Below are 16,758 nucleotides of genomic sequence, written 5' to 3'. Positions count from 1 at the left end.
AGAATAACTACACTGGCATTTTTGCTTGCCACTACTGTCATTCCACAACTCCTTTATACGCCAACACTTCAAGCCGATCAACCCACCCGCCCAAACATCATTCTCATCATGGCGGATGATATGGGATACGGAGCACTTGGATGCTACGGACAGGATCAGATCAAGACGCCCCATATCGATCAGATTGCTGACGAGGGAATTCAGTTCACGCACTTCTACGCTGGCTCACACGTTTGTCAGCCATCGCGAAGTGTTCTGATGACCGGGCTTCACTCGGGGCACACGCCCGTCCGAGCGAATGATACGCGTCAATTCCTTCTCGATTCCGATGTCACGCTCGCTGAACGCTTCAAGTCTGCTGGTTATGTGACGGGTGGTTTCGGGAAATGGGGGCTCGGATACGAAGGCACCTCAGGGCATCCAAATCGACAGGGGTTCGATCAGTATTTCGGCCAGTATCTTCAGGTCCATGCTCACTTCTATTATCCCTACTGGCTGTGGCAAAACGATGAAAAAGTGATGCTGGATGGCAATCGCACCGGAATGAATCAGTACGTCAATGACGAGATTCATGACTCCGCAATGGAGTTCATTCAATCAAACCACGACAAACCGTTTTTCGCCTATGTTCCATACATCATTCCGCATGTGGAAGTTGTCGTCCCGGAAGAGTCAGAGATTCCCTATCGAGGGAAATTTCCAAAGGTTGCGATTCTCGATCCTCGTGAAAATTATCTTGGATCCGAAGATGGCCTGACCACTCTCGCGGGAATGATTTCCCGGATGGACGATCAAGTCGGAGAAATTCTTCAGCTGTTGAAGGAACTGAAAATCGACGAGAACACACTTGTGATCTTTACGTCTGACAACGGCGGTCAAAGCGGAGGAAAAGATGCCGGCTGGACGAAGATGACTGATTACTTTCAGAACAATGCGGATCTGAGAGGCTACAAAGGGACGTTCTACGAAGGAGGAATTCGCGTTCCGTTTGTGGCTCGTTGGCCTGATCAAATTGCTGCCGGAAAAGTCAGTGATGAACCGCTCGCGTTCTGGGATGTCACCCCAACGCTTTGTGAAGTCATTGGAGCCGACACGCCGGAAGTCACCGATGGGATCTCCTTTTTGCCGACACTGACAGGCGACGGGGAACAAGAGAGTCACGAGGGACTTTATTGGGAGTATCTGTCCAGACGCGGATTGGGAAGAGCTGCCCGGATGGGCAAGTGGAAAGGGATTCATCTCGCCGGGCAAGAGACGATCCAGCTATTCGACCTGGACTCTGATCCGGGTGAGGAGCGAGACGTAGCTGCCCAGCACCCCGAGATTGTCGAGCAGATTCAAAGCTTCATGGACGCTTCCCATTCTGATCCGCGGCCGTATCCCGGTCCAGTTGTGCCGACGAGTGTTCGAGACTTTGTGAATGGTCCGTGGATCAAATGAATCGTCCCCACTCTTTGAAAAAGTCGTTCGATCGTCCTGTGCCGCGAGCCGGGGTTTCTGTTTCGGAAATCGTGGTCGTGTTGATCATTGTGTTCATCGTGATCGGTTTGGGGGCTCCGGTGCTGATGAGGCTCCGCGAGCAATCACGAGATGTTCAGTGTCAGAACCACTTGAGACAGATCGGCGTCGCGTTCTTGCAGTTCGCCGATGAAAACGATGCGACGCAACTTTCGACCGGAGCGCATGATTTTTTGTCCGATGGATGTCCCATCGAGTTTGGATGGGTTTCGGATCTGTATCACCTCAAGCGTCTCTCGGGGGCGACACTCCACTGCCCGAGTCACAGCCTCACCCATGCGGAAGGAGTCGCCGATCTGGTCGGGACTCCCGGAACTCCTTCAGTGACTCGGATGCCTGCTGATCTGAATTTTCGACTGGGGGGCGAGTGTGCCGACTTCCTCGTTGAAGCCAAAGACGGTGAACCCGTGGGGGACGGAAAGTTGCCGCCTGGTGACTCTGGGCGAATCGAAATGGCTTCGGAAATGATTCGAAGCGGAATGACGACCAATTACGCGCCGAGCTGGTATTTGGCGCGATCAGGAATTGCCTGGGAACGAGCTGATGATGGGCTCTGGCAAACTTCTCCCGACTGGCCCGTCAGTGAGCGTGGGGCGACGTTCGGACCACTCAACTTGCGGCTCCTCGCGATCTCGCCGATCCCGCAGCAAAACATTCCGCTCCTTGCAGAAGGAACTCCAACGATCAAAGTTTCAGAGACTCTCGCCAGCGTCAATGGTCTCACTCAAGGAGAGCATTTGGTGGCAGCTATGCTCAATGGGCCTGTGACATGGGACCAGTCGACGGATTCATTTGTCAGTCTTCCACCCGGAACAGTTGCCGATCGTTTGCCAGTCGACGATTGTGAAACCGGTCCGTTCTGCGGAGACGAACTCCCAACTGCTGAAGTTGAAGGCGACGGGGGTGTGGACGGAAAAATCTGGCTTCAAGACACGCGAAACTGGGCTCCGCAACACCCTGACTTTGCAGCGGGAGTGATGACACTCAACATCCTCATGGCAGATGGAAGCGTCAAGAAAGTTCGAGACCTGAATTCCGACAACTGGATCAACCCGGGATTTCCAATTCCCAACGACAGCGAACTGTCAGTCCCCACGGTCGAGCTTCTTCCGTTTCAAGTCTACTCCGGATCAATCGTTCCCCATTCATTGAGCCGAGAGAACTTCCTGGATTAAAGCATGTTGCTCTTTCCTGTGCACTCGCTTGAGCTTTTTCATGAGGTAAAAGGCTCAGTTTGCTCGTGCGAGTGAGTGCAGACCCAATCAGAAAGTGCTCTAATCCCTGTCCATCATTTCTCGACTCTCGCCGGGATCACATGAAAAACGACTCGTTTCTGGCCAGTTTGAAGATCGCCATCCGCAGCCTCTTTGAAGCGGCAGCGACGGAACGGAATTTTCGAATTCAGCTGGCCATTGCGGTCGCAGTCATTGTGGCGGGCCTGATCCTGGGCCTGACGACGATCGAATGGATCGTGATCGCGATTTGCATTGGCGGAGTTCTCTCAGCGGAGCTGATCAATACTGCGATCGAATCCGTCGTCGATTTGCTTCAGCCCGAAATTGACGAACGAGCCCGCCGGGCGAAAGACTTCGCAGCTGGGAGCGTTCTCGTCGTTTCAATCACAGCAGCCGTTGTCGGACTGCTGGTATTCAGTCGCCATTTGCACGAATGGCTTGAGTCCGGCATCTAAGCGGCTGGCGACACTGTTTGATGTCAGCGGTTGATGTCAGCGGTTGATGTCAGCGGTTGGTGTCAGCGGCTGGCGACAAACATGCGAGGCTGACGAGTGGCAAACTCGCAAAGCGACACTCTCGCGAAAGCAGCGCGTTCATGAGTGCAGCATGCTCGCTTTAAGCTCTCGCGAGTGAATCTGTCGAGGAATGCCTTCTCGATCGAAGCGTGTTCATTTGAGGGATCAGGTTGTTCTCAGCAGCAAGTCTTCGGAACAACTTGAGACCTTCTCGCTCTGCTTCTCCCAATTTGAAGTACAGGTTCTTCGTGAGGTAGTGCAGACTCACATCTTGTGAAAGACCAAGAGCATTGGCTCCGTCGATGGCGATCTTGTTGATTCGCTCTAATCCGAGATCTCGTGCCTGTTGCAAAACAGCTTCAACTCCGTGGAGATCAAGGCCGGAACGAGTTGTCCACATCGCAAAGACGAAGGGTAACCCGGTCCAGGTGACCCACTCTTCTCCAAGATCCCACACAGAGTGGAAGGATTCCGCAGGTGTGTGCATTGCTCGATCTCCGATGAGAAGGACCGCGTCAGCGGATGTGTCGGAGGTCGATTGTTCGAGCGGTAACGGGATTCGATCCGGATGCACTCCGAAACGCTCTGCAAGCATGATCTGCGCGAGGGCCGCACTTGTTCGAGACCCCTCGTCGAGAGCGAGTGTTTTCACCTTCCCCGGAGGAACGCGGAAATAGAGCTTCACAGACAGGACGGGGCCATGCGTTGCGATACAGGCGTCAGAAACAATCCTGTAATTTGAGTCGACAAACGATTCGACGGAAGGAATGAGAGCAACATCCAGCTTGCCGCCGGCGAGTTGGTCTGCAAGACGACTTGGAACGTCGAGGGAAAGCTCGATTTCTGGTTGATAGGTATCGAGGGATTCAACGAGCGGGCGGCTGTTCAAGTAGCTCACCGCACCGACTCGAATAGTTTGATGCGTCCACGTTGAATCTGCTTCCATGCGCTCAGGATTTCTGTTTCGGTTGATCATGACATCAACTGCCTAAATAGAGGAGTTCGTTGGATTATAGGAAGCAAGACCGGGCTCGCAATCTCCTTGCCAGTGCGAGAAATTGAGTTCTGTGTAAAAGTCGTGGATCAATAACCGCAGATTCTTCAGATAAATAACTGCATCTGTGACATCATGACGAGTGAAATCGGGGAGAAATCTCCCTTGTGCCTCCCGTCGTCTTGCCAATGCCGTTAATCTGATCATGCGCCGGTCGGACAGTCCCGGCCGCAGGTGTCTTCAAATTTCCAGTGGCGGTCTCAAACCTCAAATGTCAGATTCATTGCGAGTTGGTTTAATTGGTCTTGGAACAGTCGGCTCAGGCGTCGCTCAGATTCTGACGGAACACGCACAACGCACTGCTCAGCGAGCAGGACGTCCCATCGAAATTACCGGAATCGCAGTCCGAGATGCTTCAAAGCCGCGACCGGTCGACCTTGCAGGGATTCCGGTCTCCACTGATCCATTGTCGCTGGCGAAATCGCCGGACAATGATGTCATCGTCGAACTGATCGGCGGATTGTCTCCCGCGAAGGAGATTGTGGAAACAGCTCTCGAAGCTGGGAAAGACATTGTCACCGCCAACAAAGCCTTGCTGTGCGAGCATGGGAACACGTTGTTTTCCAAAGCCCGTGAATCAGGTCGCACCATCGCGTTCGAAGCGGCCGTCGCTGGCGGGTGTCCAGTCATTGCAGCCATCGGGCAGGCGATGTCAGGCAATCAGATCGTCGCGCTGGAAGCGATTCTGAATGGTACGAGCAATTTCATTCTGACACAGATGCTCGAGAATAGCGTTTCTTATGAAGACGCTGTCGCCGAGGCACAAGCGATGGGCTATGCCGAAGCCGATCCCTCGATGGATGTTGAAGGAACCGATGCTGCTCAGAAGCTGGGAATCCTGACGCAACTCGCGTTCGGGGAACGCCTCACTCCCGACATGTTCCCTGTTCAAGGGATCGATGAGTTACTGCTCGAAGATCTTCGATTCGCTGATGAACTCGGCTATGCCATCAAGCTGCTTGCGACTGCAAAACTCGTGGACGGATGCCTCGAACTCCATACACAGCCGACGTTGATTCGGCATTCACGACCGCTTGCCCAAACAAACGGTCCGTACAACATGATTGAGCTGACGGGTGACGCAGTCGGAAAAGCCTGGTTTTCAGCGATGGGAGCCGGTCAGATGGCAACAGCGTCGGCGGTCGTCGCGGATCTTGTCGATGTCGCTGTGGGACGTGCGGCACTGACGTTCCGAAGACTCAATCTCTGGCAGACCGAACAACAGTTTCAGTATCAGAATTTGGAAGAAATCAAGCGTCGCTATTACTTCCGGTTCCACGTGGAAGACCTCCCTCACGTGATCGCCGACATTGCGGATATTCTGGGGCGAAACAGAATCAGCCTTTCCTCCGTCATTCAAAAGGAAGTCTCCGACGAACAAGACCCTTCGAAACCGCCGATCGTGCCGCTCGTCTTTATGACGCACCTTACAACCGAAGGAAAAGTTCGGGCAGCTGCGAAAGAACTGAATCAGGTTTCCAGCGTACGACCGCCATGGTTGTGTCTTCCTGTGAGTGATCCGCAGCCAGCGAGTGGGGAATAACCGATTCATTCGGCTTTGCTCGGTTGGGGATCGAATCAAGAGCACACCGAAGCGAACAAGTTGTTGGGCTGTAAGTTCAAGCTCCTGATCAACTCATAACCCGTGCCGCAACCATGAAGACCCAGTATTACACCGCAGCCAGCCTCGACGGGTTTCTCGCGACCGAAGATGATTCTCTCGACTGGCTCTTCGCACTTGGAAGCATCGAAGAATCGAGCTACCCCGAGTTTATTGCCAACGTCGGAGCTTTGGCGATGGGGTCAGCAACCTACGAATGGATCGTTCGAAATGCGGAGAAAGTGGTTGAGGAGGTGGGATCGCCGTGGCCATACACTCAACCGACATGGTTTTTTTTATCACGTCAGCTTCCCCAAATTCCAGTCGCGGAGATTCGCTTCGTGAAAGGCGACGTGAGTCGTGTTCATGAGGCCATGCTTGAGGAAGCGGGCGGCAAGAACATATGGATCGTTGGTGGCGGTGACCTGGCGGGACAATTCTTCGATGCGGGCTTATTGGACGAGTTAATTATCCAAGTGGGCTCGGTAACACTTGGCAAGGGAAAGCCGTTGTTCCCAAGGATGGTGTTAAGTCCGGCGCTACAACTGACGTCAGTTCACCAACTCGGGTCAGGAATGGCGGAGCTGCGGTACAAAGTCCAGCGAGGCAGTGATGAAAGTGCTGACTAACGAATCTCGCCGCCTGACTTCCGTTGCATTCGCTCACCCGTTCTCGTAATGGTCCGTGAAAGTAAACGTTTATGATTCTTTCGTGTTTCACAAACTCGTATGGTCGATTCGGTCCGCCGGCAGCGTTCGAACTTCTCGCTTCAGCCGGGATCACGCATGTCGAACTCGCAATCAAAAATGCTGGCGTCCCCTCGTTCTTCGGGGAACAACCCGTCGCAACCGATCAGTCGACTGAGGCGGAAATCGTCGCACTCTCAGAAACGATTCAGCAAGCTGGTTTGAAACTTTCCTCCTGTAACGTGACTTCGGGGAATCCATTGCTTCCCGAAGTCTTCCAAGCCACGTTGAAGAAGATCGATCATGCTGCGCGTTTGGGGGTCTCGCTGATTGTCGCTGGAGGCGGGGCGATTGAAGATGAGTCGGAGTGGGAAGCTCTGGTTTCACACTTGCGACAAATCGGAGACCGCTGCGCCGATTCCGGAATCATCTACTGCTGTGAAACGCATCCCGGGACATGTCAAAACGCCGAGCGAATGCTCGAATTGATGGAACGAGTGGATCATAATTCTGTTCGAATCAACTTCGATCCCGGAAACCTCTTCTATTACAACGAAACGATCGATCTCTGGGCCGAACAGAAGAAAGTCGCACCATTCATCAGGCACGTTCACTTGAAGGACTGTCGCGGAAAATTTGAGGACTGGTACTTCCCTGCACTCGGTGAAGGAGAAGCTGTCGACTTCGAGAAGTTGCGAACGGTCCTTGTCGAACAAAACTATTCCGGGCCATGCAGCCTCGAAGTCGAAGGCATTCAAGGAGAACCCCCGCTGACGCTCGAACAAACGCATGAGCGAATTGTGCAGAGTGTCGAACACCTGAAGCAGACTGGTTGGACCATCAACTAAGGAACGCCAATGCTCGCTGTGAAAACATCAGATTCTCGTCGCTCAAGGCTCTGTTGGCTGGTTGCGTTTTGGGCAACATGCTTCTTGATGACAACTGCGTCCGCCGATGATTCTTCGCTGTCGCAGGGACAACCAAACATTCTGTTGATCGTCGCGGACGACCTCGGATTCAGTGATCTGGGCTGCTATGGAGGAGAGATTGAGACACCGGAACTTGATCGACTTGCGAACGCTGGCACTCGATTGACTCGCTTCTACACGACCGGACGGTGTTGTCCATCACGGGCGAGTTTGTTGACGGGACAGTATCCGCATCGAGTCGGTGTTGGGCACAAGGTCGAGGACTTACGTCGTCCCGGTTATCGCGGTCGCATCCCTGATGGGACCGCAACGATTGCCGACGAACTTCAATCGAGTGGATATCGGTGTTTTCACTCAGGGAAGTGGCATCTTGGAACACCTGATCCGACAAAACACGGATTCGAAGAGTTTTACGGAACATTAATTAGCGCACAAACCTTTTGGGACCCAGACCATTACCTCCGCTTGCCGCAAGGCAGGCAGGCGATCCAATACCCCGAAGGTAAGTTTTACGGGACAGATGCAGTCACTGATCACGCGCTGCAGTTTCTTGAGAACTCACAGACGACTCCCGATTCGCCGTGGTTTTTATACGTCGCTTACCATGCTCCACATTTTCCACTCCATGCACGCGAGGAAGAGATCGTGAAGTACGCCGACACCTATTCCGTCGGTTGGGACAAGATTCGAGAAGAGCGATTGGCCCGCATGAAGAAACTCGGAATCGTCGATCAGAACACCCAACTTACTCCACGTTCGCAGTATTGGAATTACGGAGAAACGCACACCGGATTCAATCCGGAGTGGAATACTCTGAGTTCTGAACGTCGCCAGGATCTTGCACGTCGAATGGCGATTTATGCAGCGATGATCGATCGCGTTGATCAAAACGTCGGACGGATTCTGGATGCACTCGAAGCAGAGAATCAATTCGATGATACTCTGATCATCTTCCTCTCTGATAACGGAGCATGCGCGGAATGGGACCCGCATGGATTTGACGGAAAATCAAGTCCGAATAACGTGCTTCATGTGGGGCAGCAACTCGATGAAATGGGAGGTCCGGGCACATACCACAGCGTGGGGTCAGGATGGGCGAATGCATCGAATTCGCCGTGGAGGTTATATAAACATTATAACCATGAAGGAGGAATTAGTTCTCCATGTATTATTCATTGGCCAATCGGTCCTGTTCCTAAAGGGGTGATTTCGCATCAGCCCGCACACTTAATCGATGTCTTGCCGACGACGGTTGAAGCCGCACAGGCGGAACGTTCTGAGGGGGCATCAGGGCCGGGGGAAAACTTGTGTCCCCTGCTCAATTCGGATGGCGTCGTTGATCGCTCTCTCTTCTTTGAACACGAGGGGAATCGTGCTGTCCATTCAGGCGAATGGAAACTTGTTGCTCTGAGAGACGAAGCGTGGGAGCTTTATAACATCCGCTCGGATCGGACTGAACTCACCGATCTCGCTGCGGAATATCCGGAGCGTGTCGCAAAGCTGGCAGGCGAATGGAACAAATGGGCGGCAGAGAATCTCGTCACTCCACTTCCGGAAGATTACGAAGTGCAGTACCTCAGACAACCGGGGCAACCTGCGCCGCAACTTCAGACAGAATAAATGACCGCTTGACGAAGATCTCGAGGACTGTGTGGCGAGAGGATGATTGAGGAATCCGCTGAATTGACGAACTCTGATATTACTCTCGAAACGGTTCCATGCCCGCTCTGTGGAAGTTCTGAGTTCGGTCATGTGATGACCTGTCGGGACTGGCTTTGTGGCATCGCTGGCGAGTACCAGTTCGTTAAATGTCGATCGTGCGGCCACGTTTATCTCAACCCCTGCCCGACCGATGCCAGCCTGCCAGCCTGTTATCCTGAAGACTACGGGCCTCACCAGGAAACGGCTCCTGCGACGGTGCCCGACCCTCACTACAAGCCCTGGTACGCTCGCCCGCCGATCCGCTGGATTCCAGGAATCCGGCCTTTGTACTACTGGCTCTCACGGGATGACTCTCAAATCATTCCGGAACCTGAATCTGATCGCAATCGGGCGCTGGAGATCGGCACCGGACGTGGAGATTTTCTCACAAAGCTGCGCGACGCCGGATGGAGTGTTCACGGAATCGAACCTTCTCCCGCAGCTGCTGAACTGGCACGCTCTCTCGGACATACCGTAGAAACGGGAACGATTGAGAGTTCGACACACCCCAACGATTCCTTCGATGCCATCTTTGCATGGATGGTCCTCGAGCACGTCAAGAGTCCGTCGCAATTTTTTGATCGGACCTTTCAATGGTTGAATTCAGGTGGGAGGATTTACTTTAGCGTTCCCAACTATGAGTCGCTTGAACGTTGTTGTTTCGGAATGTACTGGCCTGCGTGGGATGCTCCGCGGCACCTGCATCAGTTTCGTCCGCGGATTCTCAAACAGCTACTTAGCGATGCAGGCTTCACTGAGATTAATATTACAAATCATCGGAGTGTTCGGGACTACTTTGGAGGAGCCGGGCTTTGGTTGCTCGATCGGAATCCGAATTCGCGATTCGGGAAAACTCTCCTGAATTGGTTCCTCTCAGCCCCGCCGATGTTTGTTCACCTCGCATGTGCTCCGATCGCGATCGTGCTCAGCGGATTAAAAACAACCGGACAGCTGACTGTGTCCGCAAGGAAGCCGCGAGGGGAAACTTAAGTCAACATCGTTGCTGTGATCTTCGGACCGGTCTCGAAGAATCGGCCTGAAGAATGGCGGGCGAAGCGATCGCCTGAAAGAAAATCATCGCATGTCGACAGGCCACTACGACCGACGACATGCGATGAATGCACGCAGTGAAATGGATGGGAGTGAAACCGATCGACTTATTTCGGAGGTGGAGCCAGACCAACGAAGATGATTAGGCCGTCGCCACCTGGGTTTCCGTCTTCGTCGATCGTCCCGGAATCGAAGCCAAGGACATCTGTAGCAATTTTGGGCTTCCAGTTATTCACTGTCCAGACATTCCCAGCTTGATCGATCTGAACACTCGTCTGACGCATCATCGGAACATAGCTTGGCAGGTTGCTGTCCGGGCCGTTGAGAGGAGTTCCATCATGCAGCAAGACTTCTTCACCAGCTGACTGAACGGTGTAGCCAGTTGGCGGAGAGATTGGAGTTCCAATCGATGTGTTCAATGGACGCGTGGCAGGGTTGGCTCCTGCGAGTTTGGACAATCGGCCTTGAGTCAACACGTTGTCGAGTTCAAGTGGACCGAAGTTTGAAACCCAGATGTTGTCTTCTCCGTCAATCGCGATCCCCCACGGTCCATAGATTCCGCCGCCGGTATAAGCCCCAATCTGAGTGCCATCGGGTGCGTAAGCGTAGACGGTGTGGTTTTTCTGAGACGCGAACCAGGCGTTCCCCATTGAATCAACGGCAATAACTTTTAGCGTTTCTCCGACATCGTGGGAGAACTCAACTACGGGGTCGCCATTGTTGTTCAGAATGATTTTCGCCACGCTGCTCTGGTGTTGACCAGACAAGCCCCCGGAGTTGGTGACCCAGACTGCTCCATCTGGTGCCACAGCTATTCCGAACGGTGCGGAGTTCGCGGCAAAGTCGACTTCGCGGGGATTCGTTGGGTCCCCACCGGGATACATGACAACCTTGTCATTGTCGAAGCTGGCCGACCAGACGTTTCCATCTGCGTCGAGTTTAATGGCCTGAACACGGAGTGTTCCACCAAAGAATCCAATCGGAACGGAAAGCGGAACTCCTGCGGGAGAAATAAGAGAAGTACTTCCGTTCGCGTCATCATCTGTTGGGCTCTCCGTCGGTTTAAGGTCACCCCAACCGAAGTTGCCGACCCAGACGTGGTCATCCGGAGTGACTGTAATGCCCCAACCAACTCCAAGGATTCCTCCGCCGCTGATTGGAGAAGTGGGAAGTCCGGGACCGCCGTCAGCGGGCTTTCCGTTTGGCTTGAGAACCATAATGTTGCGGGCCGAATTTGGCGTTCCCTGAACGACGTTGTTTGCCACCCAGACGTATCCGCGTGAATCGAACGCAACGTTCGCCGGACCGCCGAAGAGAAACGCATCGTCACCGGAGTCATTGACTTTGACGGTGACAACCCAGGCATCCGGTTCTTGATGAAGGACCGGTGTGTAAACTCGCTTGACCTTGGTCAACCAGTAGATGTAGGACGAGTTCCAGCTGGGATCACGAGCGAGATTCGCCAGGGCCACAACGGTGTTGCGAGGTCGCTCACCGCTGTCGGTTTCTGTCAAATACATCAGAGTCGACCGAATCAGATAGTTGTCGGTGGTGGCAACCAGAAGGTTGGAGAGAGATCGAACGGTTCGAAGGGAATTCGTCTGATCGGCGTTCGGTGACTTCTGAAGAACTTCAGACGTCCGGCCACTTCGCGCAGAAGCGATGTTCTCCGCCATCATCGCAGCGATCTGCAACGAGAACGCATTCCCTGAGATTTCGCCGGTTCGATAGAACTGAGCCATCGAATAGGCAGCTGCGACAGTTGTCAGTTCATTAATCGTTACTTCCGGGGGAAGTTTCGGACCGAGGATCGCAACATATTCATCGCCGTATCCGACATTCGCAGTGACGAAGAAAATGCTGTCTGTCTGATTCTTCCGTGCTTTCAGTTTGAAGTTTCCGTTTTTCTTTGAAGTCGTTTGCCCGACGACAATGGGACTCCCTTCGGTTGCTTCGTAAAGCGTCACACGGACTTTGGACTTTGGCTTGGAGTGTTTGGTCCCGCCAGTTTGTACTGTTCCTTTGAGCCAGTCGTTTTTCGCCTCAACCTCTCCAGGCATCGTCAGGAGAACTCCTGTGATCACCATGATCATTGCGGCGATGGAGTTAGAAGCCGTATTCATCTAGAACACTTTCTCTCATATCGAGTCAACAGAAGAATAGAGGGGGTGCAGATCTTGTTGACTATAAGACAGAATGTGAGAAAACGTGATGACGAAATGCGACACTCGCAAGAGTTAGGGACAACCCTGAATCGCGTCGTTGGTCGATTTCAGATTGAAGCGGTCGCAGCGATTGAAGAATTGCCCCGAAGAACGTGTACGACTCAACGAAGTTGAGTGACTCATTTAATCCTCGCAATCAGTTCTCCTGAAAGGCGAGGCTCTCTGCTGGAAAGACCGGACCTTCGATACAGGTCCGTCGATAGTCCCATCCATCATCGGTGACGACTTTGGTCACACAGCTGAAACAGGCTCCGAAGCCGCAAGCCATTGGAGTCTCGAGCGAGAGCCAGCAAGGAACGTTTTCTGCCTGACAAATACTGGCGACGGCAGCCATCATCCGTTCGGGTCCACAGCAGTAGACTCCATCGGGACGATCATTCCCTTGAGCCGAAAGATTTTGCGCGACAAGATCTGTGACAAATCCGTGATGACCGGCTGAGCCATCGTCCGTCGAAATCTGAATACGGAAACGGGAACTGTCGAAGTCATCGAAGTCTGACAGATCGGCGAGATAGCGCTGACTTTGCGCTCCATAGCACAGAGTCACCCGTCGTTCTGGATTGGCTGACTCGCGTGTCGCGCGAGAACTCTTTGAGGAATCTCCATAAAGCCGAGTACCGAGCGTTTCCCGTGACACGCCGAGAAATGGTGTGTATCCAATTCCTCCGCCGACACACAGAAGGTGATTCCCTTCGTAAAACGGAAATCCATTCCCCAGCGGTCCCCAGACGACGACATTCTCTCCGCTTTCCCATTCGCTCATCAGATTGGTCATCTTGCCGACGACGTGATAGGCAAACTCGAGAGCCACAGGCATTCCCTGATCGTCGACAATCGTGTCGTACAGCGCGAACGGGCGGCCGAGCAGCGGGTCTGTTCCGCGCTCAGGCCGGATCATGAAGAACTGTCCTGGAGTGATTGCCTCAGCCAGTTCGCGAGCATCGATACGGATTGCGAATGTTTTGTCCGCGAGCACTCGCTGAGACAAAATCTTCCCGGTGTGTTGCCTGGCGAACTCGATTTGACCGGGAAGAGAGATCTCTTCACAGGAGTGAGGTTCGACGTTGGAATTGTCACGATTCATGGATTGTTCTCTTGTGCCCGAGACGTCAGGTTGAGAAGGCGTTTTTTGAGCTGAGTTTGTCGACGATCAGTCTACCGATATTCAAGGAAGAGGTCGCGGCCGGAGAGGGCGCGTTTCCAACATGGACAATTCGATCCGACTCCTGAAACAGGAAGTCATCGAGAAGCATTCCATCGCGACCAAGTGCCTGAGCGCGGACACCGGCTGGAGCTGCAATCAAGTGTTCTTTTTGAATGTCTGGAATCAGTTTTTGCAGAGCAGTGACGAATGCGGACTTGTTCCACGATCGCCACATTTCGTCGAGCCCTGCCTTCCAGTTTCGGGCAGCGAGCTTGAGAAATCCAATATGGGAGAGCGATTGGGAGAGGTCACGCAGTCTGACATCAACTTTCCGATATCCATCCCGCGCGAAAGCGAAAACCGCGTTCGGCCCGCATTCAACTCCTCCGTGAATCGTTTTGGTGAAGTGGACGCCGAGAAACGGAAATTTCGGATCGGGAACCGGATAGATGAGTCCCCGACACAGATGCTCCGCGTCGGGAGTGAGATAGAAATACTCACCACGAAACGGAACGATGGGAGCTTCCGGTCGCTGATGGGAGAGTGAAATCAAACGGTCTGCCCACAATCCGCCACATGTCACGAGAAAGTCTGCCGACAATTCTCCCTGGCTTGAAACGATGATGACTTGAGAGGGTTCCTGTCGAATCGCAGTGACTTCTGCATTCAACCAGATGCGATGTCCCGCTTCTGTCAGCCTTTTGGCAAGACGTTCACAGACCAGTCGGTAGTCGACAATTCCTGCTTCCGGAACATGAATCGCCCGGACTCCCGCAGCATGAGGTTCGATCTCGAGTAGTCGGGAACGGTCAATGATTTCGCAGTTCACACCGTTGGCGATTCCCCGTTCGTAGATGTCCTGAAGACGTTCTGTTTCGCTGTCGTCTGTAGCGACGATCACTTTTCCGCACAGCTCGTAGGGAATTCCTTCTTCGTCACAAAACTTCTGCATCGCCAGTTTGGCGTCACGGCAGTTCTTGGCGCGGTAGGTTCCCGGTTTGTAGTAGATTCCCGAATGAAGCACTCCGGAGTTGTGTCCAGACTGGTGCATCGCGATTTGTGATTCTTTCTCGAGGATCACGATCCTTTTTTTCGGAAAGCGTTGCATCAATTCGAAGGCAGTCGCCAGGCCGACGATCCCACCTCCGACGATAGCAACATCACATTTCTGCACAGCGTCGACCTCTTTCAATTTCCGACAGGAGACACGCGACTCAAAACAGATTTCACGGTGCGAAGTCTTTGAGACTTCGTCGTTCTCTCAGTTCGACCAACAGTTCGTCAGCGAGTCGCCAGTTCTTTCAGTCAGTCCATACTTTCGCGAGTTGGCCAACGTGTCACAAGGAATCTTTTCAAAACCGCTGTGTGTCTTTTCTCGAGGTCTTTGGTGCTTGTCACGAGAGTCAGAACTTCCTGGTCTTTCAGGGATTCCATTAACGACTGAACTTCGTCGATGTTTTCGAGAAGCTCAGCCCGATACCGTTCGGCTAACTCGTCTTCCTGTGACGGATTCTGATGGAACCATTTTCGAAGATCATGAGAGGGGCACCAGGATTTGGCCCAGAGATCAATTCTTGCAGCTTCCTTGGAAACTCCCCGAGGCCAGAGACGGTCGACAAGAATTCGAAAACCGTCAGAGCGGGAAGCGTCGTCGTAGATTCGTTTGACCCGAATCGTGATTCCCATCGCTCGCTCGCATGAATTAAAGTGAGCTTGATGCCATCCTGCGACGGACCGAAATTGAAACGCACTCCTCCAACAGGAGATCAGCAGACACCACCGTCGATGGCGAATGCTGAAATCGCTTCGAAAATCTCAAGAACACTCTGCGAGGTTCCCTAGCGGTCGATCTCACCCATCACGATGTCGAGCGATCCGACAATCGATGGAATGTCAGCCAGGAGCACACCTTCGCATAGTGGGCCGGTGATTGAGAGATTGCAGTAGCAGGAACTCTTGGCACGAGCTCTCATTGGTTCGGCCTGTCCGTCGCCGACGATGTAGAAGCCCATCCAACCACGTGGACATTCGGTTTCGAGATAGCATTCGTCAACCGGCAGCTTGGTCGTCATCTTGTAAGGAACGCGGAAATCCCCCTCCGCGGTTGGATACTTTTCCAATCCCTGGCGGACGAGCTTGATCGATTCGATCACTTCCAGCATTCGCACAAAGAAGCGACACCAGTTGTCGCCGAGAACGACTTCTTTCGGGATTCCGGAAACACCTTCAAACGGGGCGCTGATGACGTCGAAGACGTATCCGTCGTACATCTGGGTGTAAATGGGATCACCGTCGCGGCGAAGGTCGCGTTGAATGCCACTTCCACGAAGAACAGGACCTGTGCAACCGTAATCGACAGCCATTTCCGGGCTCAGAATCCCGAGTCCGGCAGTTCGTTTGATGAAGATCGAGTTTCGGGTCAGCAGTGTGTGATACTCAACAATCCGTTTCTCCAGCCATTCAAGGAAAAGCAAGACGGCGTCGGACCAGCGAAGAGTCAAGTTCGGGTCTTTGCCGGTCAAGGCTGCCAAACCTGATGGGATCTGGATGTTTTTGGGAAGGTCGTGAGTTGCCCCCCCGATGGTGATGTAGCTGTAAGTCAGTCGCGCCCCGCACACTTCTTCGAACAGGTCGAGAATGATCTCGCGTTCACGAAAGGCGTAAAGGAACGGACTGAAGCTTCCGAGGTCGAGACCGTAGGCGCCCATGCCAACGAGGTGGCTGGCGATTCGACCGAGTTCAGCGATGATGACTCGCAGATTCTGAGCTTTTTCGGGAAGTTCGATCCCCAGAAGTTTCTCGAATGTCAGCGACATCCCGAGATTCATGTTCATCCCGGCGAGGTAATCCATGCGGTCCGTGTAGGGAATCCACTGAGGACCGGTCAGGTTTTCGCCAATCTTCTCAGCACAGCGATGGAGGTATCCGATGTGCGGCGTGACTTCGTAGACGACTTCGCCATCTGTGCGGAGCAGCAAACGCAACACGCCGTGCGTACTGGGGTGTTGCGGTCCCATGTTGACGAGCATTTCGTCGGTTCGAACATCAAATTCGATGATTCGTTGATCTTCAAGCTGGGTTGCCATGTCTTCTCTCAAAAT

Annotated in this window: 14 protein-coding genes; 8 read left to right on the top strand and 6 right to left on the bottom strand. The window is 53.3% G+C overall.

Annotation, left to right across the window (positions count from 1 at the left end; translation table 11 throughout):
• The 3 genes from KOR42_RS17945 to KOR42_RS17935 all read left to right on the top strand — a co-directional run.
• Nucleotides 1-1,440 (top strand): arylsulfatase (locus tag KOR42_RS17945; protein WP_146511226.1); only part of this gene is annotated, 1,440 nt, incomplete at its 5' end.
• A complete protein-coding gene (locus KOR42_RS17940; RefSeq protein WP_146511225.1) occupies nucleotides 1,437-2,693 on the top strand; it encodes a DUF1559 domain-containing protein in 1,257 nt (418 codons plus the stop codon). The genes KOR42_RS17945 and KOR42_RS17940, both read left to right, overlap by 4 nt.
• A 140-nt stretch (nucleotides 2,694-2,833) precedes the next feature.
• The gene (locus tag KOR42_RS17935) at nucleotides 2,834-3,208 is read left to right on the top strand and encodes a diacylglycerol kinase family protein (protein ID WP_146511224.1); all 375 of its coding nucleotides are present in this window, start codon (nucleotides 2,834-2,836) and stop codon (nucleotides 3,206-3,208) included.
• Between the two features lie 160 nt (nucleotides 3,209-3,368).
• Here KOR42_RS17935 and KOR42_RS17930 read toward each other — a convergent pair whose 3' ends face one another.
• Entirely contained in the window at nucleotides 3,369-4,214 is an 846-nt protein-coding gene (locus KOR42_RS17930; RefSeq protein ID WP_146511229.1) for a menaquinone biosynthetic enzyme MqnA/MqnD family protein, read from the bottom strand.
• A gap of 319 nt (nucleotides 4,215-4,533) precedes the next feature.
• On the opposite strand from KOR42_RS17930, the gene KOR42_RS17925 reads away from it, so the two are divergent.
• The 5 genes from KOR42_RS17925 (at nucleotide 4,534) to KOR42_RS17905 (ending at nucleotide 10,228) form a co-directional block, all read left to right on the top strand.
• The gene (locus KOR42_RS17925; protein WP_146511223.1) at nucleotides 4,534-5,865 is read left to right on the top strand and encodes a homoserine dehydrogenase; all 1,332 of its coding nucleotides are present in this window, start codon (nucleotides 4,534-4,536) and stop codon (nucleotides 5,863-5,865) included.
• 113 nt (nucleotides 5,866-5,978) lie between these two features.
• Nucleotides 5,979-6,551 (top strand): dihydrofolate reductase family protein, encoded by a 573-nt coding sequence (locus tag KOR42_RS17920; RefSeq protein ID WP_146511222.1) that lies wholly within the window; start codon nucleotides 5,979-5,981, stop codon nucleotides 6,549-6,551.
• A gap of 71 nt (nucleotides 6,552-6,622) precedes the next feature.
• Nucleotides 6,623-7,456, top strand: a complete 834-nt coding sequence (locus KOR42_RS17915; protein WP_146511221.1) for a sugar phosphate isomerase/epimerase family protein — start codon at nucleotides 6,623-6,625, stop codon at nucleotides 7,454-7,456.
• A gap of 87 nt (nucleotides 7,457-7,543) precedes the next feature.
• Nucleotides 7,544-9,157, top strand: a complete 1,614-nt coding sequence (locus KOR42_RS17910; RefSeq protein WP_146511220.1) for an arylsulfatase — start codon at nucleotides 7,544-7,546, stop codon at nucleotides 9,155-9,157.
• A 63-nt stretch (nucleotides 9,158-9,220) separates the two neighbouring features.
• Entirely contained in the window at nucleotides 9,221-10,228 is a 1,008-nt protein-coding gene (locus KOR42_RS17905) for a class I SAM-dependent methyltransferase (RefSeq protein ID WP_197441314.1), read from the top strand.
• A 167-nt stretch (nucleotides 10,229-10,395) separates the two neighbouring features.
• Here the strand turns inward: KOR42_RS17905 and KOR42_RS17900 are convergent, their stop codons facing one another.
• The 5 genes from KOR42_RS17900 to KOR42_RS17880 all read right to left on the bottom strand — a co-directional run bounded on the left by KOR42_RS17900 (nucleotide 10,396) and on the right by KOR42_RS17880 (nucleotide 16,743).
• The gene (locus KOR42_RS17900) at nucleotides 10,396-12,411 is read right to left on the bottom strand and encodes an NHL repeat-containing protein (protein ID WP_146511218.1); all 2,016 of its coding nucleotides are present in this window, start codon (nucleotides 12,409-12,411) and stop codon (nucleotides 10,396-10,398) included.
• A 238-nt stretch (nucleotides 12,412-12,649) separates the two neighbouring features.
• Entirely contained in the window at nucleotides 12,650-13,597 is a 948-nt protein-coding gene (locus KOR42_RS17895) for a dihydroorotate dehydrogenase electron transfer subunit (protein ID WP_146511217.1), read from the bottom strand.
• Between the two features lie 25 nt (nucleotides 13,598-13,622).
• On the bottom strand, nucleotides 13,623-14,831 hold the full coding sequence (gene lhgO, locus KOR42_RS17890) for an L-2-hydroxyglutarate oxidase (RefSeq protein WP_146511216.1): 1,209 nt from the start codon (nucleotides 14,829-14,831) through the stop codon (nucleotides 13,623-13,625).
• 131 nt (nucleotides 14,832-14,962) lie between these two features.
• Entirely contained in the window at nucleotides 14,963-15,343 is a 381-nt protein-coding gene (locus tag KOR42_RS17885) for a DUF488 domain-containing protein (protein ID WP_197441313.1), read from the bottom strand.
• A 152-nt stretch (nucleotides 15,344-15,495) separates the two neighbouring features.
• Nucleotides 15,496-16,743, bottom strand: coding sequence for an NADH-quinone oxidoreductase subunit D (locus tag KOR42_RS17880; protein WP_146511215.1), 1,248 nt, complete (start codon nucleotides 16,741-16,743; stop codon nucleotides 15,496-15,498).
• Nucleotides 16,744-16,758: the final 15 nt, after the last annotated feature.

This window comes from Thalassoglobus neptunius (genome assembly GCF_007859735.1).
Lineage (GTDB): Bacteria > Planctomycetota > Planctomycetia > Planctomycetales > Planctomycetaceae > Thalassoglobus > Thalassoglobus neptunius.
This window is presented reverse-complemented; position numbering and strand designations above follow the sequence as displayed.

Bases quoted from the DNA above. Each gene is read 5' to 3' on its own strand.
- KOR42_RS17915 (WP_146511221.1), top strand. From the start codon at position 6,623: ATGATTCTTTCGTGTTTCACAAACTCGTATGGTCGATTCGGTCCGCCG.
- KOR42_RS17895 (WP_146511217.1), bottom strand. From the start codon at position 13,597: ATGAATCGTGACAATTCCAACGTCGAACCTCACTCCTGTGAAGAGATC.
- KOR42_RS17935 (WP_146511224.1), top strand. From the start codon at position 2,834: ATGAAAAACGACTCGTTTCTGGCCAGTTTGAAGATCGCCATCCGCAGC.
- KOR42_RS17910 (WP_146511220.1), top strand. From the start codon at position 7,544: ATGACAACTGCGTCCGCCGATGATTCTTCGCTGTCGCAGGGACAACCA.
- KOR42_RS17880 (WP_146511215.1), bottom strand. From the start codon at position 16,743: ATGGCAACCCAGCTTGAAGATCAACGAATCATCGAATTTGATGTTCGA.
- KOR42_RS17930 (WP_146511229.1), bottom strand. From the start codon at position 4,214: ATGGAAGCAGATTCAACGTGGACGCATCAAACTATTCGAGTCGGTGCG.
- KOR42_RS17920 (WP_146511222.1), top strand. From the start codon at position 5,979: ATGAAGACCCAGTATTACACCGCAGCCAGCCTCGACGGGTTTCTCGCG.
- KOR42_RS17900 (WP_146511218.1), bottom strand. From the start codon at position 12,411: ATGAATACGGCTTCTAACTCCATCGCCGCAATGATCATGGTGATCACA.
- KOR42_RS17885 (WP_197441313.1), bottom strand. From the start codon at position 15,343: ATGGGAATCACGATTCGGGTCAAACGAATCTACGACGACGCTTCCCGC.
- KOR42_RS17940 (WP_146511225.1), top strand. From the start codon at position 1,437: ATGAATCGTCCCCACTCTTTGAAAAAGTCGTTCGATCGTCCTGTGCCG.
- KOR42_RS17925 (WP_146511223.1), top strand. From the start codon at position 4,534: ATGTCAGATTCATTGCGAGTTGGTTTAATTGGTCTTGGAACAGTCGGC.